Here is a 23,274-nt window from a genome sequence, read left to right on the forward strand (position 1 = left end):
TTAAAAGCAGAGCAAGAATCTACATCTACAAAAACGGTTTTTTTCATAGAAATTGATCGCCAAACAGATTCGACTGCCATTGAGTCTTTCAAAAAAGAATTAGAATCCGTACTTGTTGATGTGTCTGTTGCTGTTGAAGATTGGCAGCCAATAAGAAAAAAACTAATTGAAGTAAGTAAAGAGCTACCTAAGCGCCGCCACGGTAAAAATAAAAGTGAAGTGGCAGAAACCGTTGAATTTTTAGATTGGCTAGTTAGCGATAATTTCACCCTTATGGGTTACCGTGAATACGAGTTAAGTCCTGTTCAGGGGGATTATCAGCTTAAAGGTAAAATGGATACAAGTTTAGGGTTGTTAAAAAACTCTACAGAAGAGCATACTCGCTTGCTTTCTGAGTTACCAGAGGTGGCTCGCCAGGAAGCGCGCAGCAGTAATTTATTGATATTAACTAAAACTAATTCACAGTCTCGTGTTCATCGTCCCGCTTATATCGATTACGTTGGTGTAAAACGTTTTGATGATGAAGGGAATGTTATTGGTGAAGACCGTTTTATTGGTTTATTTTCATCTAATTTTTATAATAATAGTGCTGCTGATGTTCCTGTTTTAAAAAGCAAAATTACTCGCATAATGGATATGTGTGATTTTGCAAAAGGCACACACGCTTACAAAGCGGTATTAAATATTTTAGAAACTTACCCGCGTGATGAGTTAGTACAAGCACGCGAAAATGAGTTACTTGAAGTTGCAACCGGTGTATTACAAGTGCAAGAGCGTGATATGTGTCGCTTATTTGTGCGAAAAGATGCTTATGGTCGTTTTTTCTCTTGTATGGTTTATGTTCCTCGCGAGCGCTACAACACAGCCCTGCGCAGGGAAACTCAAGATATTTTAGGCAATGCATTTAATTCTGACGAAAAAGTCGAATTTACCACTTACTTCTCCGAGTCAACACTAGCACGTACTCATTACACTGTTCGTGTGACTGACAACAATATCGAATTTAATGTGAAAGACATCGAAAATAATTTAATAGAAGCTGCCCGTACTTGGGAAGACAAACTACAATCTGCGCTTTTAGAGTCTGCAGGTGAAGCGCGTGGAAATGATTTAAATCGTAAATATTGTAACGCGTTTGCCCGTTCATACAAAGATGAAGTGTTACCGAGTGCCGCAGTAGTTGATATTGAAAAACTTGAGCTATTAAGTGAAGAAAATAAACTTGAGATGCTTTTTTATCGCCCTCAAGAAGAGGCGAATACAAATATTGTTCGTTTGAGCTTATTTCATAAAGATGAGCCAATTCATTTGTCAGATGTAATGCCAATGCTAGAAAACTTTGGTTTACGTGTAATAGGTGAAACACCTTATTCGGTTAAAACTAGTGATGGCCGAATTAATTGGATCATGGATTTCTCTATGCTGATTGACAGTAAAGGGATGGATGATTTTGATAAAGTGTCTGCTCGTTTTCGTGCGGCTTTAACCAAAGTATGGAATAACCGTTTAGAAAATGACGGTTTCAACCGTTTAGTGTTAATGGGTGGCTTAACGGGTCGTGAAGCCTCTATTTTGCGTGCTTATGCTAAATACATGCGCCAAATTGGTGTTACTTTTTCTCAAACATATATTGAAAGTACGTTTGCTAACTACCCACATATAGCGTCTCAAATCGTTAACTTATTCGCTAAACGCTTTTCTGTTAAGAGCCCTGCGAGCTCTAAAACACTGGACAAGTTAATAGCACAAATTTACCTTGAGCTTGAAAACGTAGCCAACCTTGATGATGACCGCATTATACGTTTATATGTAGACATGATTGTGGCTACGCTGCGCACTAACTACTACCAAAAAGATGCTCAGAACCAATTTAAATCATACGTATCATTTAAAATACAGCCTAGTTTGATCCCTGACGTACCGCTACCGTTACCTGCTTTTGAAATATTTGTTTATTCGCCTCGTGTTGAAGGCGTACATTTACGCTTTGGTAAGGTAGCTCGCGGTGGACTACGTTGGTCAGACCGTCGTGAAGATTTTCGAACAGAAGTTTTGGGCTTAGTTAAAGCGCAACAAGTTAAAAACACTGTAATTGTACCTGTTGGCTCTAAAGGTGGATTTGTATGTAAGCAGCTACCATCAGAGCGCGATGCTTTTATTAAAGAAGGCCAAGAGTGTTATAAAATCTTTATTAGAGGTTTATTAGATATCACTGACAATATTGCACGTGGTGAAATAGTGCCAGCAAGTAATGTTGTTCGTCATGATGAAGATGATGCGTATTTAGTAGTGGCTGCTGATAAAGGAACAGCAACGTTTTCTGATATAGCTAACGGTATTGCAAATGAGTACAACTTTTGGCTTGGTGATGCCTTTGCATCGGGTGGTTCTGTAGGTTACGACCATAAAAAAATGGGCATAACCGCTAAAGGTGCATGGGAGTCTGTTAAGCGTCACTTCCGTGAGATGGATATTGACTGTCAAACTACTGATTTTACAGTAGTTGCAATTGGCGATATGGCTGGAGACGTATTTGGTAATGGCATGTTGCTGTCTAAGCACATTCGTTTACAAGTTGCATTTAACCATATGCATATATTTGTAGACCCTAATCCTGATGCCTCAAAATCGTATGTAGAGCGTGAACGTTTATTTAATATGCCTCGTTCTTCGTGGGAAGACTACAACAAAGACCTTATTTCAGCCGGCGGTGGTATTTTCTCTCGAGCTGCAAAATCGATTACACTTAGCCCAGAAATGAAAAAAATGCTGGGTACAAAAAAAGCAAGCATGACACCTAACGAGTTAATGAAAGCATCATTAATGATGGAGTTTGATTTGCTCTGGAATGGTGGTATTGGTACATACATCAAGCACACAAAAGAGACCGATGCTGACGTTGGCGACCGTGCAAACGACGCGCTACGTATAAATGGTAAAGAACTGGGTGCTAAAGTGCTAGGTGAGGGTGGTAACTTAGGTGCTACGCAACTTGGACGCATAGAATTTGCTGAACAAGGCGGACGCGTAAATACTGACTTTATTGATAACGTTGGCGGCGTTGCTTGTTCAGATAATGAAGTAAACATTAAAATTTTACTTAATGGGTTAGTTGCTGAAGGTGACTTAACGCTTAAACAACGTGATGAACTGCTTTATTCTATGACTGATGAAGTGTCAGAGCTGGTATTGAAAGACTGTTATCGTCAAACACATACAATTTCAATCACGCAATCTCGTGGTACATCGACACTTAAGGAAAAAATTCGCTTTATTCATGCCCTTGAGAAAGATGGCAAATTAGACCGTGCTATAGAGTTTATTCCAAGTGATGAAGAGTTAGCAGAGCGAGCAGCATCAGGCAAAGATCTAACGCGTCCTGAGTTATCAGTATTGGTTTCATACGCTAAAATGGTGTTAAAAGATTCGCTTGTAACGGATGAAATTACAGAGAATCCATATTATCGTCAGTTACTAGTTAAATCATTCCCACGTCCACTTCGTGAGAAATTTAATGATGCAATGAACAATCACCCACTTCGTAAAGAAATTATAGCGACCAAACTTGCTAATAATATTGTTAATGACATGGGCTTAAATTTCATGGTTCGTATGCACGAAGAAACAGGTGCTAGCGAATCTGAAATTGCAATGTGTTACTCAATTGCCAGTGAAATTTTTGAAATGCGTGATACGTGGTCATCAATCAGCGCTTTAGATAATAAAATTCCAGCGGCTGTACAAACAGAAATGCTTTATCAGCTTCGTAGAACTGTTCGCAGAGCAACTCGATGGTTCTTGCGTCATCGCAATAAATCACAAACGATTGAGCAAGGTATTGAGTACTTCTCACCAACATTTAGTGATTTGAGTGATAACTTGAACACTTATATTGTTGAAAAGGAAAGTGCTCGCATAGATGAAGCTGCAACTAAGTTAACAGATAGTGGAGTACCATTAGATATAGCTAAGCGCATCGTTTCATTATCTAGCTTGTTCTCGGTGATGGACTTAGCAGAAATTGCTAATAATTCGCGTAGAGGCATTGCTATGGTGTCTAATACTTACTTTAAGCTAGGTGCAAGAATGGGCTTACATTGGTTCTTAGATCAAATAACTAACCAACCTGTTGCTAACCATTGGCAAGCGTTGGCCCGTTCATCTTATCGTGAAGAGTTAGATTGGCAGCAACGAACATTGGCTCAGGTTGTTTTAAATAGCTTTGAAGCAGATGAAAAAGACGTTGATTACCAAATTGATGAGTGGATGGATAAGCAAGAGTTATTACTTACTCGTTGGAAGCAAATGCTGGCTGAGTTTAAAACGTCGCAAAGTCATGATTTTGCCAAGTTCTCAGTGGCATTGCGTGAACTAATGCTATTGAGTCACAATTGTGATACACCAGCAAAATAAAATAATTACGCGCATTATTTATTAACTAAGTAATAAGCTAATTAATAAAAATGTTATATAATACCTCAGCCTTGTCTGAGGTATTTTTTTGTCTGTAATTTAAAGAGGAATATATTCATGTTTTACGATTTAGCTCGCCGTTTTATGTTTACCCGTGATGCGGAGTGGGCACATGAATTTGCTCTTAATAATTTAAGCCGCTTTGCTAATACGCCTTTGAGTGCCGCATGGTCGCAATCTGTAGCAAATAAACCCGTTAACTTTCTAGGTCTTGAATTCAAAAATCCGGTTGGGTTAGCAGCAGGTTTAGATAAAAATGCAGAGTGTATAGATGCATTTAGCCAAATGGGTTTTGGTTTTTTAGAGGTGGGTACTGTTACACCTCGCCCGCAAGCCGGTAACGACAAGCCTCGTATATTTAGATTGCCAGAATCAAACGCTATTATTAATCGTATGGGTTTTAATAATAAAGGCGTTGATAATTTAATTAGCAATGTAAAAGCAGCAAAGTACAACGGCATATTAGGTATTAATATAGGTAAAAATAAAGATACCCCTAATGAGCAAGGTAAAGACGATTACATACACTGTATGAGAAAAGTTTTTGAGTATGCCTCTTATATTACCGTGAATATTTCTTCACCAAACACACCCGGACTGAGAGATTTACAATACGGAGCTGCACTTGATGATTTGTTGCAAAGTCTTAAAAATGAGCAGTTAGATTTAGTTTCAAAACATAATAAGCAAGTTCCGATGCTTGTAAAAATTGCGCCGGATCTTGATCCTATTCAAATTGAACAGGTAAGTGAGTCACTGCTAAACAACAAAATTGACGGAGTAATTGCAACTAATACAACACTAGAACGAAGTGATGTGATCGGTCAGCAGTATGCTGAGGAAGCCGGTGGTTTATCAGGACACCCTGTAAGAACACGCTCTACAGAAGTAGTAAGTGAATTAAGACGATTAACAAAAGGCCAGTTACCTATTATTGGTGTTGGCGGAATTGATGATGCTAATTCAGCTAAAGAGAAGCTTAATGCGGGTGCTAGTTTAGTACAGGTTTATACAGGTTTTATTTATAAAGGCCCTGAATTGGTAAAATCGATCGTAAACGGCTTATAAGGATCAGTTATCTAAGCTTTTGATCGTTCGATAAATGTTCTAAGCATTTATGTATAAAATGGTCAAAAGCAGTTATACTTTGAACTGATACTATTTTTAATATAGCCCACAAGGAGGAGCAAATGTTACAAGCATCAAAGCAATGGCAGTGGATTGCTTGTCCTAATAAAAATCGTTTATTACTTGATTTGAACGATGAAATGCAGCTTTGCACCCCTTATAAAATAAGGCAGTTAACAGATTTAGTTATCAAAAACCCTAACTTTAGCTTAGAAGATGCTGCATTTTACGAACAAGTTTATAATTATCTGGACGGGTTTGAAATCTGGTCTGGTGCACAAATATGTCAAATAGCGTTAAATGCTACAGCGGTTAAGTTTCATTTAAAACCTGTGCTAGCAAAAAGCTGGTTTTTTAATGAATACACTGGCAGCCAACCAAGTGTTGAAGCAGTCGTTAAATTAGTTTCTAAGGCGCAAACGGGCGACTTTTTGATTGTCGATCACTGTAGTGATGCCTCGGTTTGCTTAAATTTAAGCGAGAATTTTCAATTAGACGAAAATTTATCTCTTGCTCAATTTGAAGTTATCAAAATTTTAAATAATCGCGTTCATCCCATCTTACCTCAGCAAATTAAATTTAAAACTGCCTAAGTAATTTACGCTATTAAGCATGTGTTATGGCGTGTTTGTCCCTCAACCTATGGTATAATCCTGCGCAATTAGCTATTAAGGGTTACTACTTTGCAATTTATCGCACTTACTTCTATCGGAATCGAAAATTTATTGGTTGATGAGTTAACAGAACTTGGCGCTGCTGTGTCTAAGCAAACTGTTGGTTCTGTTCGTTTTGAGGCTGACTCATTACTGGCGCAAAAGGTTTGTTTATCAAGCCGTTTTGCAACGCGTGTGCTTATGCTTATCGAAGAAAAAGAAGGCGTTGATGATAAAGATAGCTTGTATAAATTTGCTCGTTTTCAACCTTGGCAAGAATGGTTTGGCCCAACGCAAACATTTGCTGTAGATTTTAACGGTACTAATGATTCGTTAAAGAATACACAGTTTTCAGGTTTAGTAATTAAAGATGCTATTGTTGACTACTTTAATGATTTGTATGAGCAACGCCCTAATGTTGATAAACAGGATGCCAATGTTCGTGTTGTTGCACGTTTAAATCGTCACGGTGTTTCTTTATATATTGACTACTCAGGACCAAGGCTATCTGAACGTGGGTACCGACAGGGACAAGGTAAAGCGCCAATAAAAGAGCATTTAGCGGCTGCAATTATTAAACGCAGCGGATGGCTAGATAACGTTAAACAACCTTTGTTTGACCCATGTTGTGGTGCGGGTACTATTTTAATAGAAGCCGCAGGTATGGCACGTAATGAAGCGCCAGGTTTGTTTCGTGAAGGCTTTGCTTTTGAGCGTTTACCTAGTTTTAGAGTGGCAAAATTTAAAGCGCTAAAAGAAGAACTACTTGCAAATATAACCGACCCGAAACTTTGGTTAATAGGCCACGACTACGATGCTCAGGTATTAAGTAAAGCCATTGATAATGCAAAGCGTGCAGAGCTTGATGATATAATTAAATTTAAGCAAAGCGATGCAACCAAGTTAACCGCAGTAGCTAAATTACCAGGTGTGGTTATTTCAAATTTGCCTTATGGTGAACGTATTGGCTCTATGGCTGAGTTAGTTGATTTACACCGTAATTTAGGTGTTGGCTTTAAAAAGCATTTTAACCATTGGAAACTGGCGTTATTGGGCATGGATGAGAGTTTATTTAAACTTTTAAAGCTTGTTAAATTAAAACGTTATAAATTTAAAAATGGTCCATTAGATGTTGAGCTTAACTTATATCAGCTAGATGACAAGCAAGTCAGTTTGACGACTGATGACAAAAAAGCCCTTAATTATGAAGGTTCAATGTCGTTTGCTAACCGTCTTAAAAAAAATAAACAAGGTCTTAAGAATTGGTTAAAGCAAAACAAAGTCGACGCGTATCGCGTTTATGATGCTGATATTCCAGAATACAATGTAGCGGTTGATGTATATAACGACAGCGCTGTAATTTTTGAGTACGCGGCACCAAAAGAAATAGATGAAAAAGTGTCTGATAAGCGTCTTCAGGACGTCATTAGCTTAACAGCGCAACAACTAAACATAGCACCTGAAAACATCGCCGTAAAAGTTCGCAAAAAGCAAAAAGGTGAAGAGCAATACACCCCTATGGCTAAGCAAAATAGAACGATGGTTGTTGAAGAGTTTGGTGCTAAGTTTAAAGTAAATTTATTTGATTATTTAGACACGGGTTTATTTTTAGATCATCGTTTAGTTCGTCGCTACATTCAAGAAAATGCCAAGGACAAACGTTTTTTAAATTTATTTGCCTACACAGGAAGTGCATCAGTTCATGCAGCTATTGGTGGAGCAAAGGCTATAACCACAGTTGATTTATCCAAGACCTATTTAAAATGGGGCCAAGATAATTTTGATTTAAATAATATTAGCAATACGCGTTATCGTTTTGAGCAAGCAGATTGCCTTAAATGGCTAGAGCATGCGACTGCGCAATATGATTTAATCTTTCTTGATCCGCCAACATTTTCAAATTCAAAGCGAATGAAAGATGCGTTTGATGTTCAGAGTGATCACATTAAGTTACTTACTTGGGTTAAAAAGATTCTTAGCCCGTCTGGAACATTGATTTTTTCTAACAACAAACGTGGCTTTGTTATGGATGAAGTTGGATTGATTGGTTTAGGTTTAAAAGCTGTTAATATTTCTGAGAAAACACTCTCACCAGACTTTAAGCGTAATAAAAAAATTCATAACAGCTGGTTAATTACCCATGGCTAAGTGGACTTTATACCATACGGAAGGGTGTCATTTATGTGAACAAGCCCACGCACTAATAACACCGTTATTAATGAGCGAAGGCAGTTTATTGTTAACAGACATAATGACTGACAAACACCTTATTGCGCAATATCAGGTAAGTATTCCTGTTTTAAAAAATGAACATGGCCAGCAATTGTTTTGGCCTTTTACTGCAGAACAAGTGCAAATATTTTTAGCACTGGCAGATTAAGAGCATTGTAGAATTATGGATTTAATAAGAATTTCGAAAGCACAGCTTGCCTTTGGTACACATGCGTTACTTAATAACGCAGATGCTGTTATTGAAAGTGGTGAGCGAGTTTGTATTGTGGGGCGTAACGGCGCAGGTAAATCAACGCTGTTAAAAGTATTAGATGGCCAAGTAATATTGGATGATGGTGAAATAAACCAGCTCGGTGGTTTAAAGATCTCTCGTCTTGAACAAGATCCACCTAAAGGGGCTAGCGGTACCGTATTTGATTATGTTGCCCAAGGTATGCCAGAAATAGCTAATTTACTTATCGATTATCACCATGTGAGTAATGAACTGCAAACTGAATGTACCGATCAATTATTAAATAAACTTGAGCGCTTATCTAATAAGCTAGAAGCCGCTGATGGCTGGCGCTTCGATAGCCGTATTCAATTAGTATTAACTAAGCTTGAGCTGTCACCTGATGCGAAACTTGAATCGCTTTCAGGTGGATGGTTACGTAAGGTTGCACTGGCACGTGCATTAGTTAGTGAGCCAGACTTGTTGCTATTAGACGAACCAACAAACCACTTAGATATGACAAGTGTGATGTGGTTAGAGCAGTTCTTAAAAGACTTTAAAGGTGGGATTGTATTTATATCTCACGATCGTGCGTTTATTCGTGCAATTGCTACACGTATTTTGGATTTAGACCGCGGCAAACTTATTTCATATCCAGGTGACTACGCCACTTATCTAGAACAAAAAGCGCATGACTTAAAAGTAGAAGAAAGTCAAAATGCACTCTTTGATAAACGATTAGCTGAAGAAGAAGCGTGGATCCGTCAGGGAGTAAAAGCCCGAAGAACTCGTAATGAAGGCCGTGTTCGTGAATTAAAACAATTACGTAATGAGCGCAAGCAACGAGTTGATCAAGTTGGTAAAACAGATTTCAATATTGAAACTGCAGACCGCTCAGGTAAATTAGTTTTTGAAGCTAAGCATTTATCTCATGCTTTTAAAGAGAAAACGATTGTAAGCGATTTTTCTACTTTAGTTATGCGTGGCGACCGTATCGGTTTAGTCGGTCCTAATGGTGTGGGTAAAACAACACTATTAAAACTAATGTTTGGTGACTTAGCACCTGACAGCGGTGAAACTAAGCAGGGTGTTAATCTAGAATTTGCTTACTTTGATCAATACCGTGAAAAGTTAGACGAAGAAGCAACAGTACAAGACAATGTTGCAGAAGGTAAGCAAGAAGTCATGATGGGTGGGCGCTCTCGTCATGTATTAGGTTACTTACAAGACTTTTTGTTTCCACCTGCGCGCGCTAGAACACCCGTTAAGGCCTTATCTGGCGGCGAAAAAAACCGATTATTACTTGCTAAGCTATTTTTAAAACCATCGAATATCCTGGTATTGGATGAGCCAACCAATGATTTAGACATTGAAACACTTGAGCTGTTAGAAGACATTATTAATCAGTATCAAGGTACCGTTATTATTGTAAGCCATGACCGTGAATTTATCGATAATACATGCTCTAGTGTATGGGCATTTGAAGGTAACGGAAAAGTGACAGATATAGTCGGCGGTTATAGTGACTATGAAGCTTATGTAAGTTATTTAGCAGAACAAGAAAAACAAGCTGTTCAACCAGCTGCAAAAAAAGTAGAAAAGCAACCGACCCCTGCTGCAAAGCCAGCCGCTAAAACGAATAAGCTTTCTTACAAATTAAAACTTGAATTAGAGCAGTTGCCTAATAAAATGGAGCAACTTGAAGCTGACGTAGAAGCCCAGCAAAATGTGGTAGGCGATCCTGACTTTTTTAAACAAGACAGTGACATAACAACCAAAGCATTGAACCATTTAGCACAACTTGAGTCTGACCTTGAAGCCGCTTTTGAGCGATGGGAAGAACTTGAAGAATTACAGAATCAGTAGTAAGGACTAAAATGAAATATAAATTACTCGCTGCCAGTATCCTAGCGACATTGAGTACATCAGCTATTAGTGCAACATATCAATTAAGTGAATTAGGCACACTCGATAATGCAAAATTTTCTTACGTTACTGATGCAAGTGAAAGCGGGCACATAATTGGTTTTGCTAACGGACTTTATAACTTACCTATAGATATTAGCTATATCGACTTTGATGATAACCTTATAAAAAGTGAATACGACACTACTGAGTCTAACTATGAACAGATTGATAAAGTAATTACGTTTACACTAGATGATATACAAAATAATGATGCTGTACTAACAAACCCTGACGCACATGCCTTCATGGTTTCTTTTCTGAGTGATAGATCAAGTAACTATGAGTATCAGAAGCAAAATCCATTTATAGGCGTTCGATTCACAGAGTCAGGTGTCGTTGAGCAAACTTTATTTGATGAAGCAGCTATCGACTACGATGGTTTAACTCGTTCAACATTTAATTTATACAATGCTGTTAGTGAAGACGGTGTATCTGTTGGTTGGGGTAGTGCTCCATATGACAAGGTTTCTTTTACACCAGAGGGTGAAGATGATGCAGAAACTTGGTTTACAAATGAATTTGTAGAGCGAGCAATTGTTATTAGTGCAGATGGTGTAAAAGTTTCATTAGCGCCTGAGTTTGACGATTATGGCGGCACAAGTCGAGCAAATGATATTATTAAAACAAATAGTGGCTACACTGTTGTAGGAAACGCTTCAATAAGTATTCCGATTGAAATACAAGAAGATATCGACGAAAGTTGTGACAATGAAGATTCACCAGTTTCAGCTTGTATTAATTTAAATAATTCAACTTCATCTCAAGGCTTGTTTAATAAAAGTGCATTTAAATGGGAATTAGATGAATCATTAAATGTTGTTTCAGTTGAAAACCTAGGTTTAGCTTTAACACCCGATGAAGATGAAGTGGAAGATGATAATTTTGTGAGTACTGCCTTTGCTATTAATTCTAAAGGTACTATTGCTGGCTACTCAAACACACGCTATTACAGGAATGATAATTCTATAATATCTATGCCTGTATATTTTAAAAATGGTGAAGTTGTAGATTTTATTGATCAAGAAGATGGTTGGGAAAATGGTATTGCATCTGCTCTAAATGATAACGACGTAGTGGTAGGTTATGCTACGAAAGTGATTGAAAGCAGTTTTAGGAACAAATTCTTCTATCATGACGTTGCGACTGGAAATACTGTTTTTCCAAATGACTATTTCACTGGGTCAAGTTCTGTAGCAAATGATATCAATAACCAAGGTTATATAGTAGGCGAAGGGGAAGTAGGTGGATCGGATAGTTCACGAGATAAAGCCGCATTTATTTATAAAATTGGTGAAGATAAAATAACTAATCTCAATGACTTATTACCATGCTATGAAACCGACGGTGAAACTGATTATCCATATACTGTAGTAGAAGCTAATGTTATCAATGAGAATAACGAAGTGTTTGGTGTTGCCACTAAAACAGTAGAAAAGCGTGACACACTTGGTGGTGTAGTGACAGATATTAACGGTAATATTGAATTTGAAACCGTCGCCGTTGCAGTTAAACTAACACCATTAGAAAATGGTGAAATTGAAAATTGTGCACCGCCAGAGGCTGAAATTTATGAAAGAAGTTCAGCCAGTACCTCTTGGTTAGCGTTATTTCTATTACCATTAATTGGTATTCGACGCATATTTCGTTTTTAAATTATTTTTAAATAAAAAACCCAGCTTCCTAGCTGGGTTTTTTTTCGTCTATACTATTCAAAGGATCGATATTATTTGCGTGCAGCTCTTGCCTTTACAACAGAGCGGCGCCATAAAATATCAATGCCAAAATAGCCTATGATTGATGCTATAGAGGCGCATACAAGCGAGCCAACTAAGAATGCAGGGCCAATAGTTTCGATACTCTGCTCAAACCAAACCCAGTTAAGCTCAAAAGCAAAGTGTTGTTCTGGTTGATTTAAAACAAGAGTACCAACGAGGTAAGACCCATAAAAAATAGGTGGCATGGTTAACGGATTAGTAAGCCAAACAAGTGTTGCTGAGATAGGTAAGTTAACTCTAAATAAAATAGCAGTCGCTGCGGCTAATACCATTTGAAAGGGAACAGGGATGAAAGCAAAAAATAAACCAACCGCAAAGGCCCCTCGAGCAGAACGTCTGTTTAAGTGCCAAAGATTTGCATCTTGCAAAAGCTTACCAAAAATTTTTAACGATTTGTGATGTCTTATTTTATTCGGATCGGGTAAAAATCTTTGGATAGTTTTCTTAGCCATTTAAAGCAACCATTTACATCAGTGTGGATCAGTCTTGGTTTTGTAATTGGCTGTATTTCAACCGTGTTTTATTACGAAACTCTCGAATTTATTATTATTACAGTGTCCATTGTAATAATAGGCGCTTATTTTAAGCCGTTTTTGTCTTTATTGTTAGGCTTTATTTGTGGAATTTGTATCGTTATAGCGCATTATCATATTTTTTATAACTTTGAGCACATAATTAATGATGAAAAGTACGCATATCCAGTCGAAGTTGTAATACAAGAAGTCATCTCAAACAAAGCTCCCCAATATGTCAAAGCAAAATTAGTGCGTATTAATGGAAAATACTATTCTAATTTGAGTGCACCTAGCGCGATGTTAAGCGTTAATTTAGATCAGCCAATGCGTGCTAATGATCGTTTTGTGGCAAGTGTTAATTTAAAAAAATTTAGAAGTAATAAAAACTTTAATGTATTTGATAACGAACTGTATGCATTTAAGCAGCGAATTTTCTTTAAAGGCAAAGTTCTTAATAAAGAATTAAAAATCAAAAGCACTTCAGAACAAAATAGTGTTCAAAATTATAAAAGCTTCATTAAAAATACATACGAAAATACAACACTAAATTGGCTTTACTATGCTTTATTAACAGGGGATAAGACGTTAATGACACCGAGTGATAAGCAGCTGATGCAATCACTGGGTTTAAGCCATTTACTTGCTATTTCAGGCTTACACATTGGGTTGGTGTTCGGTTTTGGTTTCTTCATTACAAAGTGGGTATTTATCCACGTTAAATTGTTTAATAATCAAACGATCAATTTTTCAATTGCTTACAGTGCGATTGGTTTTATATCAGCGTTTGTTTATGTTTATTTAAGTAACTTTTTGGTTTCAGCGACTCGTGCACTAATAATGCTTGGCTGTTATTTACTTCTATATTATTTTCAAAGGCAGCTAATGAGATGGCGCAGTATTTTGTTTGCGCTTGTTATTGTACTCGTTGTTAATCCGTTCAATACCCTTAATCCTGGATTATATTTTTCATTTTTTGCAGTCGTGGTTATTTTTTTAGTTATTAAAAATGTACCTCACTTTACCAATTCATTTTTAAAGGTACTTTTTGCATTAATTACTATTCAGGCTGCACTATTTATTGGTTTACTGCCTCTGTCTTTTTACTTTTTTAATGGCGTGAGTGTTGCTGGCTTAGTCATAAACTTAGTCGCAATTCCATTTCTTTCATTTATTTTAATGCCTTGTTTAATTTTATTAACGGCTATAAGTGCCGTATTTGATATTAGTATGGTGATTATTTTTATCGATAGCGGTCTAGCTTTTATTTTTACCTGTTTAAATAAATTACCAGCAGGTTTTGGTTGGCTAAACATAGGAATTATTGGTCTAAGTGTCATTATTTATGCTTATCTTACTCTTTTAATTTTTTATTTTTCGCCATATAGGCGGCTCGCTTTTTTACCTATAGCCATGCTCTATATTGATTATTTACTTGCTGATAAGCCTACATGGAAATTACATGTATTCGATGTTGGGCACGGTCTTATGGCTCTTATTGAAAAAGATGATAAAGGGTTTATTTATGATTTTGGACCTAGTTACTTTAATCGTTTTAGCCGTGCTAAAAGTATTTTGTTACCTTTTATTGATATAAATAATATTGCAGTGACTCATTCTGTAATTAGTCACCTTGATAATGACCATTCCGGTGGTTTATCTCATTTTATCGGTGCAGGTTTAAAGTTTTCATTTAATGAATTTCACCCTAATGGACCCTCAAAGGGGTGTATTCCAAACGAAGTAAACATGGCTGGGCTAATAATTAAAAGTTTCCCAACTCCCTTGTATGGCAATGAAAATGATGAGTCTTGTGTAATAAAGGTTTCAGATAAAGAGCACAGCGTTCTATTTACAGGCGATATTTCAAAAAATAGAGAGTCGCAACTGATAAAGTCTAGCGATAGTTTAAAAAGTACAGTGTTACTTAGTCCCCATCACGGTAGTAGTACGTCATCAAGTAATAAATTTATTAATGCAGTTATGCCACAGGTTGTTATTCATTCAAGTGCTTACAAAGGGCAGTGGCAATTTCCTAAAACTGAGGTTGTTGAGCGTTATAGAAATATTAATGCCTTGCAGTATGTTACTGGGCAACAAGGGCAAATTACGGTGGAGTTTTACGAAGAGACTGTGACTGTTATTACAGCACGAGATTACCAAAGCTACTGGTTTATAAAAGATTGACGTTTTGTTTTAGTTCTAGCAAGGATACAATAGGGTTTGTAATTGAATAAAGAGAGTATTATGGATCAAAGTACTACACAAATTTACAAGCGTTTAATTTCTTACGTAGGTGCTTACAAAAGCGTGGCAATAGTTGCTATTGTTGGCATGATTGGCTATTCCGGTATGGATGCTTTATTTATTCAATTAATGAAGCCTTTTATTGATGAAGGTTTAAATCAACGAAATAACGAAATATTAAAATACGCCCCTTTTGTAGTAATAGCTTTGGTTATTGGTCGTGGTATTTTTAATTTTATGTCATCTTATTGCCTAAGCTATGTAGGCTCGCAAGTTGTTCGTTCACTCCGCCAGGAATTATTTGAACATATTTTACATCTACCTGTTTCATTTCACGATAAAAATTCAACAGGTGACCTAATTTCTAAAATCACGTTTGATACAGAACAAGTTCAACAAGCAATAACCAAAGCATTACTGATTGTAGTGCGAGAAGGGGCATTTGTTGTGTTTCTGCTTGGTGTAATGTTTTATACAAGCTGGCAATTATCTCTGATATTTTTAGTTATTATTCCTTTAGTTGCGCTGATCGTTGCAATAGTATCTAAGCGTTTTCGTCATATTTCTAAAAATATACAATCTGCTATGGGCCAAGTAACAAGAAGCTCAGAGCAAATGCTCAGTGGCCATAAAGTGATTCATGGTTTTGGCGGTCAAGAGAGAGAAATTAATCAATTTTCTAAAATTAATAATCATAACCGACAACAACGTATAAAAATGGATGCCACAAAGGCATTAAGTGTTTCAGTTATTCAAATACTTGCAGCGAGTGCTATGGCCGTTATTTTGTGGGTGGTATCAATGCCTTCAATGATAGACAGTATTAGCTCAGGTGACTTTGTTGTGCTTATTTCATCGATGATGATGTTACTACGTCCGCTAAAACAGTTAGCTAACGTTAATAGTGATATGCAGCGTGGTATTTCTGCAGCGCAAAGTATATTTTTAATACTTGACGAAAATATAGAAAAAGATACAGGCACAGTATCTGTAACAAAAGCGAAAGGTTTAATTGAGGTCAAAAATGTGACTTTCAAATATCCCACAAAAGATGAACCTGTACTAAATAACTTAACGCTTACAATTCAAGCCGGCGAAAGTATTGCGTTAGTTGGGCGGTCGGGTTCAGGTAAATCAACAATTTCTAATTTATTACCACGTTACTATGATTTAGACTTACCAAGTCAAATACTGTTAGATGGTATTCCTTTAAATGATTATAAGCTTACAGATCTGCGACGCCAATTTGCGCTAGTATCGCAACAGGTTGTGCTGTTTAACGACACTATAGCTAACAATATATGTTATGGAATTCAGCGAGATATTACAGATGCTGAGTTATTACAGGTAGCTAAGCAGGCCCACGTGTGGGAGTTTGTAAAAGATTTACCTGAAAAGCTAAATACGATGGTAGGTGAAAACGGAGTGATGCTCTCTGGTGGTCAACGTCAACGCATTGCTATAGCTAGAGCTATTTTAAAAGATGCCCCTATTTTAATATTAGATGAGGCAACATCTGCATTAGATACAGAGTCTGAAAAACTGATTCAACATGCGCTTGATGACTTAATGAAAGATAAAACATCAATTGTCATTGCACATCGATTATCTACAATTGAAAATAGCGATAAAATTTACGTTATCGATAATGGCCGTGTTATTGAAAGTGGCGATCACACCAGCTTACTTTCAAACGATGGAACGTATTCAGCGTTGTGTAAAATGCAGTTTGGCGAGTAACCGTGAATAAAATCGAAAAAAGCTGGTACGAACCAGTTGGACTTATTACATTACTTTTTTTGCCATTGTCAGCTTTATTTTGGCTAATTTCGATTACCAGAAAGCAGATGTATCGTTTTGGAATATTTAAGCAATTTAAAAGCGACATACCTATTATTGTTGTTGGTAACATTAGTGTGGGTGGGAATGGTAAAACACCATTTGTATTATGGCTTTATGACTTTTTAACAAAACAAGGGTTGTCAGTTGGAATCATTAGCCGAGGTTATGGTGGTAAGGCGAGTAATTATCCTTTAATTGTTAAAGATAATACGCCAGCTGCTGAGGCGGGTGATGAGCCTAAACTTCTGTTTCATCGTCTAAAATGCCCTATTGCTATAGGGCCAAACCGACAACGCAATATTGAGTTACTAGCGCGTGATTATAATTTAGATATCATTATCTCTGACGATGGTATGCAGCATTACAAAATGGCGCGGACTATTGAATGCTGTATTGTCGATAGTCAACGCCAATTTGGAAATGGGTTACTAATGCCTGCAGGGCCATTACGAGAAACTCCTGCACGTTTGAAGTCGGTAGATTTGATTGTTGAAAACGGTGGGCAGAATAGTAATAACTACACATTAGAGCCTGCAGCGCTCAGGTCAGTAAAAAGTTCCTTTCCTGTTAGTGAATTGATTACAAATGGCCATGCAGTTAGCGCAATAGGTAATCCTAAGCGTTTTGAAAACACCTTAAAAATACAGGGGATAACATTATTATCTTCAAATCACTTTAGGGATCATCATCCATACACTGCCGAAGATTTTACCCGATTTGGTAACGACAATATTCTAATGACCGAAAAAGACGCCGTAAAATGCAGCGAGTTTGCCAAAGATAATTGGTATTATTTACCAGTAAATGCAAAGCCAACACAGGCTGTAATAAATAAATTAACTTTAATATTAAAAGAAAAAGGGATCCTAAATGGCCTTTGATACTAAATTACTCGACATAATTGCATGCCCTGTATGTAAAGGAAAATTACGTTTTGATAAAGACAACAGTGAACTAATTAGTACTGCTGCAAAACTCGCATACCCTGTTAAAGATGATATTCCGGTATTACTTGAAAATGAAGCAAGAGAGTTATCGTTAGAAGAGGTTGAAAAGTGGAATTCGTAGTCGTTATACCTGCGCGCTATGCTTCAACAAGATTACCAGGAAAACCGCTAGCAGACATTTGTGGTAAACCTATGATTCAACATGTTTATGAGAAAGCATGTTTATCAGGTGCAAGCCAAGTGATAATTGCAACCGATCATCAAAAAGTATTTGATGAGGTTAGTACGTTTACTAATGATGTTGTGATGACGCGTGAAGATCACCAGTCAGGCACCGAGCGCTTAGCGGAGGTAGTTGCTTTATTAAATTTAGATAGCAATACCATAGTTGTAAATGTTCAAGGTGATGAACCATTACTAGCTCCCGATAACGTTTTACAAGTAGCTAAGTTGTTAAATGAATCATCAGCACCCATGGCTACATTAAGCGTTGCCATTGAAGATAAAGACGACATATTTAATCCTAATGCAGTCAAGGTTGTTAGCGATATAAATAAAAACGCGTTGTATTTTTCGCGTGCGAGTATTCCTTTTGATCGACATGCGATGTTAGATGAAAAAAGAGATTTAGAACTTTCATCATTTCAACGCCACGTGGGTATTTACGCTTACAGAGCAGGGTTTATTAATCAATATATTGCACTTAGTGTTTCTCCTTTGGAGTTATTAGAGTCATTAGAGCAGCTGCGTGTTTTGTATCATGGTTATAGTATTAAAATAGAGCAGGCAAAAGTAGCTCCGCATGCAGGTGTTGATACTGCTGAAGATTTAGCAAAAGTAATCGCGTTTTTACAAAATAAAAATGCGTGACCTTTGAATGAACTTAATATTAAACGTGGTATGTGAGCATGCTGATTTTTATGTTGTCGAAAAACCAACACAACTAAGCTTTCATTCAGAAGATGGACCTGGCTTTGTTGTGCTAGCCGAGCGACAAGTTAATGAGAAACTTTACGCAGTTCATAGACTAGATAAAGTAACTTCGGGTCTAATTGTTTTAGCAAGAAATAAAAGCGCTGCAGCAACGTTTACGGAGCTTTTTGCACAACATTCTATTGATAAATTTTATCTTGCTATTACAGACTCTAAACCTAAAAAAAAGCAAGGGTGGGTTAAAGGAGACATGGCCAAGTCGCGCCGTGGTACCTATAAGCTTTTAGCATCTAATTTAAATCCTGCAATTACCCGTTTTTATTCAATTAGTTTTAAAGCGGGTTTTAGAGCGTTTATTTTAAAACCTTTCTCGGGTAAAACACACCAGCTAAGAGTTGCCTTAAAAAGTATAGGATCCCCAATATTGGGTGATATTGCTTATTCAGGTACGGCTTCAGATAGAACATATTTGCATGCTTATGCATTGAGCTTTACTTGGCAAGGTGAGAACTTACAATTTACGCTTTTACCTAGTAACGGTGATGCGTTTTTAACCTTGTTACAACATGATAATTTTCAAGCATGGCGTTCGCCATGGGAACTGGACTGGTAAATGAGTGAAAAAATAACTGACATCCGCTTTGGTGGCATTAAACGTTTATATGGTCATCAGCAATTTAATTGGCTTCAAGAGGCTCACTTTTGTGTTGTTGGCATTGGTGGAGTGGGGAGTTGGGCAGCTGAGGCGCTTGCGCGCACCGGTTTAGGTAGAATAACGCTCATAGATCTTGATGATATTTGTGCGACCAATGTAAACCGTCAAGTCCATGCCTTATCCGGAACGATTGGTCATGCTAAAGTCGACGCAATGAAAGCGCGTTGTGAACTTATAAATCCAGAATGCAACATTGATGTCATTGATGACTTTATAACTCTCGAAAACATTAAAGAGCACATTCACGGCTTTGACTATGTGATCGATTGTATTGATGCGGTTAAAGAAAAAGCAGCACTCATTGCCCATTGCAAGCGAAATAAAATGCCTATAATTACCACTGGTGGTGCTGGTGGTCAAACCGACCCCGGTCAAATTACATTTGGTGATGTAGCTAAAACAACGCAAGATCCTTTACTTGCAAAGGTGCGTTACATATTACGTAAACAGTATAACTTTAGTAATAACCCCAAACGAAAATTTAATGTTGATTGCGTTTACTCAACAGAGCAATTAGTTTATCCAGGGAGTGATGGTAGTGTTTGCCATGCTAAGCAAAGTGCAGATGGCAGCATGAATATGGATTGTAATAATGGTTTTGGCTCTGCAACGATGATTACAGGAAGTTTCGGCTTTTTTGTAGCAGCCAGAGCTATTCGCAAATACCTAGACAAAAAGCAGCGTTTGCAGGTTTAGCACTATTTAGCTTATTTTTTGCTGTGCCATGGTTTGGATTCTATCAACCATGGCTTTAATTCCGTTACCACGTGATGTACTCAAGTGGCTAATAAGACCTAGCTTATCAAACTCCTCATACGCATCTATTTTCACTACTTGCTCTGGTGTCAGTCCGTTATATAAAGATAAAATAATTGCTAGCAACCCTTTTACGATACGTGTATCTGAATCACCAATGACTACTAACGTATTTTCTTTTAAATCAAATTCAACGAACATCCATACCTTGCTTTCACAGCCGGGAACTAGTGAACCTTCTGTTTTTAAAGCATCAGGTAAAGCGGGTAAAGTTTTGCCTAAAAGCATTATTTCACGATACTTTTGCTGCCAAGAAGACGCTTTTTCAATTGATTCAGTGGTTTTTTTAAACGTATTTGTCATGAGTTATCCTAATAAAATATATAAAAACGACGTTTAATCTAATAAGGCGATACATTCTTTGAGTGAGTTGATGAATATGTCAACATCTTCATGGGTATTGTAAAAACAAAAGCTGGCTCTTAAGGTGCCATTTATTCCTAAATGAGTCATAAGCGGTTGCGTACAATGATGGCCTGCTCTGACTGCAACGCCATAACCGTCAAGTAATGTTGCCAAATCGTAAGGATGCTCATCTTTAAAATTAAAACTTAGCGTGCCAATATTGTCAGATAGATTGCTATAAATTGTAATACCTTGAATGGTTACCAGTTTTTCAGCCGCATAATTAAATAGTTTATGCTCATACTTTTGTAATTGTTCGTTTTGTAAGGCGTTTAAATAATCCAAAGCCGCAGAAAAACCTACTACGCCAGAAATATTAGGAGTACCTGTTTCAAATTTTGCAGGCGCAGGGCGATAAGTACTATGCGTAAGGTACACCTTATCTATCATTTCCCCGCCAGTTTGATACACATCTAAAGAATTAAGTTCTTGATATTTCCCATAAAGTACACCTAAACCTGTGGGGCCAAGCATCTTGTGGCTTGAGCACACGTAAAAATCACAGTTTAAGTTATGTAAATCAGGCTTTAAGTGCATTGCGCCTTGAGCGCCATCTATCAAAACGAGTGAATTAACTTCTTTTGCAGCAGTAATAAGGGGCTTTAAATTTGTGATATTACCAAGCATGTTAGATGCTTGTGTAATTGCAAACAAACTAGGTTTAGACTGCTTAATAAAATCACAGCATTGTTTAATATTTAATGTTCCATCATCATTAACTGGGAGTGCTAATAATTTAGCGCCTGTTTGCTCACTAAGTACTTGCCAAGGAACAATGTTAGCATGATGTTCTAATACTGAGATAATAATAGTATCGTTTTGGTTAAATCGGCTTCGTAAACCATTACTTACTAAATTTATTGCCTCTGTAGCACCCTTAGTCCAAACAATTTCTTTACTTGATACATTAAAATACTTGGCTGTTTTGTCACGAGCTTGCTCGTATAAGCTTGTGGCACGCTCGCTCAATGTGTGACGGCCGCGATGTACATTTGCATTTTGGCTAGTATAAAATTCGTTTATAGCGTCTATGACTGATTGGGGTTTTTGAGTGGTTGCTGCAGAGTCTAAATAAACAAGTGGGTTAGCATTTATCTGCTGCTTTAAAGTAGGAAAGTCATTTCTAATTTTATTAATATCAAATTCTAAAGCAGGCATAGCTCTTCAACATGGTCATTTTGAGGCGCAAATTGTAATGGGTTTATAATAATTCTCAAGTATTGAACACAAAAAAGGCCGCAAAAGCGGCCTTTTTAAGCTAAATAATATTAGCGCTTGTCGGTAGATACGTAGTCACGGGCAGTGTAACCAGTATACATTTGACGAGGGCGGCTGATTTTATGACCAGGCTGAGAAAGCATTTCGTCCCAGTGAGTGATCCAACCAACAGTACGTGCCATTGCAAAAATTACAGTGAACATGCTTGTTGGAATACCAATCGCTTTTAAGATAATACCTGAGTAGAAATCTACGTTAGGATATAGTTTCTTCTCAACAAAGTATGGGTCTTCAAGGGCAATTTGCTCAAGCTTCATTGCAATATCAAGAAGAGGATCTTGAATGTTTAGCTCTTCTAATACTTCGTGACACGTTTGACGCATTACTGTTGCTCTTGGGTCGAAGTTTTTGTAAACACGGTGTCCAAAGCCCATTAGACGGAACGGATCTGACTTATCTTTTGCTTTGGCTACGTATTCATCGATACGATCAACTGAGCCAATTTCTTCTAACATGTTTAAACATGCTTCATTAGCACCGCCGTGAGCAGGGCCCCATAAAGAAGCGATACCAGCTGAAATACACGCATATGGGTTCGCACCTGAAGAACCAGCAAGGCGAACTGTAGATGTAGAAGCATTCTGTTCGTGGTCTGCGTGAAGCATGAATATTTTGTCCATTGCTTTAGCAGTAATTGGGTTTACTTTGTACTCTTCAGCTGGAACAGAGAACATCATGTGTAAGAAGTTTTCTGCATAGCTTAGGTCATTTCGTGGGTACACAAAAGGCTGGCCAATGTTTGTTTTATAAGCCATTGCAGCAATTGTAGGTAATTTAGCAACTAATCTAATAGCACTTGTTTTGCGTTGTTCAGCATCAGTAATATCTAAATCTTCATGATAAAAAGAAGATAGAGCACCCACAACACCACAAAGCATTGCCATTGGATGTGCATCAAAGCGGAAACCTTGGAAGAAATTTGCAATTTTTTGATCTAGCATTGTGCTGCGAGTAATTTTCTCTGCAAATGCATCGTATTGCTCTTTAGATGGTAACTCACCGTTAAGAAGTAAGTAGCAAAGTTCAATATAGTCTGATTCTTCAGCAAGTTGCTCAATTGGGTAACCGCGGTGAAGTAAAACACCTTTACCACCATCAATGTAAGTGATTGCAGATTCACAAGAACCAGTCGACATGAA

The 23,274-nt window shown here is 37.3% G+C and carries 18 protein-coding genes; 14 read left to right on the forward strand and 4 right to left on the reverse strand.

Annotated elements, in window-relative coordinates:
• From BCG07_RS12725 to BCG07_RS12755, 7 genes are all read left to right on the forward strand, one after another.
• On the forward strand, window positions 1–4,413 hold a 4,413-nt coding region (locus BCG07_RS12725; RefSeq protein WP_286890429.1), incomplete at its 5' end, for an NAD-glutamate dehydrogenase.
• A 117-nt stretch (window positions 4,414–4,530) separates the two neighbouring features.
• Entirely contained in the window at window positions 4,531–5,541 is a 1,011-nt protein-coding gene (gene pyrD, locus BCG07_RS12730) for a quinone-dependent dihydroorotate dehydrogenase (protein ID WP_286890038.1), read from the forward strand.
• A gap of 122 nt (window positions 5,542–5,663) precedes the next feature.
• Window positions 5,664–6,194, forward strand: a complete 531-nt coding sequence (locus BCG07_RS12735; RefSeq protein WP_008127330.1) for a cell division protein ZapC — start codon at window positions 5,664–5,666, stop codon at window positions 6,192–6,194.
• A 90-nt stretch (window positions 6,195–6,284) separates the two neighbouring features.
• Entirely contained in the window at window positions 6,285–8,402 is a 2,118-nt protein-coding gene (rlmKL, locus tag BCG07_RS12740; RefSeq protein WP_286890432.1) for a bifunctional 23S rRNA (guanine(2069)-N(7))-methyltransferase RlmK/23S rRNA (guanine(2445)-N(2))-methyltransferase RlmL, read from the forward strand.
• Entirely contained in the window at window positions 8,395–8,634 is a 240-nt protein-coding gene (locus BCG07_RS12745; RefSeq protein ID WP_286890434.1) for a glutaredoxin family protein, read from the forward strand. The genes rlmKL and BCG07_RS12745 overlap by 8 nt, the downstream gene beginning before the upstream one ends.
• A gap of 15 nt (window positions 8,635–8,649) precedes the next feature.
• Window positions 8,650–10,563 (forward strand): ATP-binding cassette ATPase Uup, encoded by a 1,914-nt coding sequence (gene uup / locus BCG07_RS12750; protein WP_039037086.1) that lies wholly within the window; start codon window positions 8,650–8,652, stop codon window positions 10,561–10,563.
• An 11-nt stretch (window positions 10,564–10,574) separates the two neighbouring features.
• Window positions 10,575–12,317, forward strand: a complete 1,743-nt coding sequence (locus tag BCG07_RS12755; protein ID WP_286890438.1) for a DUF3466 family protein — start codon at window positions 10,575–10,577, stop codon at window positions 12,315–12,317.
• 71 nt (window positions 12,318–12,388) lie between these two features.
• On the opposite strand, the gene BCG07_RS12760 is transcribed toward BCG07_RS12755, so the two are convergent.
• The gene (locus tag BCG07_RS12760) at window positions 12,389–12,892 is read right to left on the reverse strand and encodes a DUF2062 domain-containing protein (RefSeq protein WP_286890439.1); all 504 of its coding nucleotides are present in this window, start codon (window positions 12,890–12,892) and stop codon (window positions 12,389–12,391) included.
• Between BCG07_RS12760 and BCG07_RS12765 the strand changes: the two genes are divergently transcribed.
• Genes BCG07_RS12765 through tcdA form a run of 7 tightly spaced genes read left to right on the forward strand, consistent with a single transcriptional unit; the run spans window position 12,872 to window position 20,332 of the window.
• Complete coding sequence (locus BCG07_RS12765; protein ID WP_286890441.1) at window positions 12,872–15,139, forward strand: DNA internalization-related competence protein ComEC/Rec2; 2,268 nt, start codon at window positions 12,872–12,874, stop codon at window positions 15,137–15,139. The genes BCG07_RS12760 and BCG07_RS12765 overlap by 21 nt on opposite strands.
• A gap of 60 nt (window positions 15,140–15,199) precedes the next feature.
• Window positions 15,200–16,939 (forward strand): lipid A export permease/ATP-binding protein MsbA, encoded by a 1,740-nt coding sequence (gene msbA / locus BCG07_RS12770; RefSeq protein WP_286890443.1) that lies wholly within the window; start codon window positions 15,200–15,202, stop codon window positions 16,937–16,939.
• A 2-nt stretch (window positions 16,940–16,941) separates the two neighbouring features.
• Complete coding sequence (gene lpxK, locus BCG07_RS12775; protein ID WP_286890444.1) at window positions 16,942–17,922, forward strand: tetraacyldisaccharide 4'-kinase; 981 nt, start codon at window positions 16,942–16,944, stop codon at window positions 17,920–17,922.
• On the forward strand, window positions 17,912–18,109 hold the full coding sequence (locus BCG07_RS12780; RefSeq protein ID WP_006794732.1) for a Trm112 family protein: 198 nt from the start codon (window positions 17,912–17,914) through the stop codon (window positions 18,107–18,109). The genes lpxK and BCG07_RS12780 overlap by 11 nt, the downstream gene beginning before the upstream one ends.
• On the forward strand, window positions 18,097–18,858 hold the full coding sequence (kdsB, locus tag BCG07_RS12785) for a 3-deoxy-manno-octulosonate cytidylyltransferase (RefSeq protein ID WP_286890445.1): 762 nt from the start codon (window positions 18,097–18,099) through the stop codon (window positions 18,856–18,858). The genes BCG07_RS12780 and kdsB overlap by 13 nt, the downstream gene beginning before the upstream one ends.
• 7 nt (window positions 18,859–18,865) lie before the next feature.
• The gene (locus BCG07_RS12790) at window positions 18,866–19,534 is read left to right on the forward strand and encodes a TIGR01621 family pseudouridine synthase (RefSeq protein WP_286890446.1); all 669 of its coding nucleotides are present in this window, start codon (window positions 18,866–18,868) and stop codon (window positions 19,532–19,534) included.
• Window positions 19,535–20,332, forward strand: coding sequence for a tRNA cyclic N6-threonylcarbamoyladenosine(37) synthase TcdA (tcdA, locus tag BCG07_RS12795; protein ID WP_286890447.1), 798 nt, complete (start codon window positions 19,535–19,537; stop codon window positions 20,330–20,332).
• A 6-nt stretch (window positions 20,333–20,338) separates the two neighbouring features.
• Here the strand turns inward: tcdA and BCG07_RS12800 are convergent, their stop codons facing one another.
• From BCG07_RS12800 to BCG07_RS12810, 3 genes are all read right to left on the reverse strand, one after another.
• Window positions 20,339–20,755 (reverse strand): SufE family protein, encoded by a 417-nt coding sequence (locus BCG07_RS12800; RefSeq protein WP_010556431.1) that lies wholly within the window; start codon window positions 20,753–20,755, stop codon window positions 20,339–20,341.
• A gap of 33 nt (window positions 20,756–20,788) precedes the next feature.
• On the reverse strand, window positions 20,789–22,015 hold the full coding sequence (locus BCG07_RS12805; protein WP_286890448.1) for a SufS family cysteine desulfurase: 1,227 nt from the start codon (window positions 22,013–22,015) through the stop codon (window positions 20,789–20,791).
• 110 nt (window positions 22,016–22,125) lie between these two features.
• The coding region (locus BCG07_RS12810; protein ID WP_286890449.1) for a citrate synthase at window positions 22,126–23,274 on the reverse strand (1,149 nt) is incomplete at its 5' end.

The sequence above is a fragment of the Pseudoalteromonas sp. ESRF-bin5 genome (assembly GCF_002632075.1).
Classification (GTDB): Bacteria; Pseudomonadota; Gammaproteobacteria; order Enterobacterales; family Alteromonadaceae; genus Pseudoalteromonas; species Pseudoalteromonas marina.

Coding starts and splice junctions, on each gene's coding strand:
- BCG07_RS12780 (WP_006794732.1), top strand. CDS start 17,912: ATGGCCTTTGATACTAAATTACTCGACATAATTGCATGCCCTGTATGT.
- BCG07_RS12805 (WP_286890448.1), bottom strand. CDS start 22,015: ATGCCTGCTTTAGAATTTGATATTAATAAAATTAGAAATGACTTTCCT.
- uup (WP_039037086.1), top strand. CDS start 8,650: ATGGATTTAATAAGAATTTCGAAAGCACAGCTTGCCTTTGGTACACAT.
- BCG07_RS12760 (WP_286890439.1), bottom strand. CDS start 12,892: ATGGCTAAGAAAACTATCCAAAGATTTTTACCCGATCCGAATAAAATA.
- pyrD (WP_286890038.1), top strand. CDS start 4,531: ATGTTTTACGATTTAGCTCGCCGTTTTATGTTTACCCGTGATGCGGAG.
- BCG07_RS12745 (WP_286890434.1), top strand. CDS start 8,395: ATGGCTAAGTGGACTTTATACCATACGGAAGGGTGTCATTTATGTGAA.
- BCG07_RS12755 (WP_286890438.1), top strand. CDS start 10,575: ATGAAATATAAATTACTCGCTGCCAGTATCCTAGCGACATTGAGTACA.
- msbA (WP_286890443.1), top strand. CDS start 15,200: ATGGATCAAAGTACTACACAAATTTACAAGCGTTTAATTTCTTACGTA.
- BCG07_RS12790 (WP_286890446.1), top strand. CDS start 18,866: ATGAACTTAATATTAAACGTGGTATGTGAGCATGCTGATTTTTATGTT.
- BCG07_RS12735 (WP_008127330.1), top strand. CDS start 5,664: ATGTTACAAGCATCAAAGCAATGGCAGTGGATTGCTTGTCCTAATAAA.
- tcdA (WP_286890447.1), top strand. CDS start 19,535: ATGAGTGAAAAAATAACTGACATCCGCTTTGGTGGCATTAAACGTTTA.
- BCG07_RS12800 (WP_010556431.1), bottom strand. CDS start 20,755: ATGACAAATACGTTTAAAAAAACCACTGAATCAATTGAAAAAGCGTCT.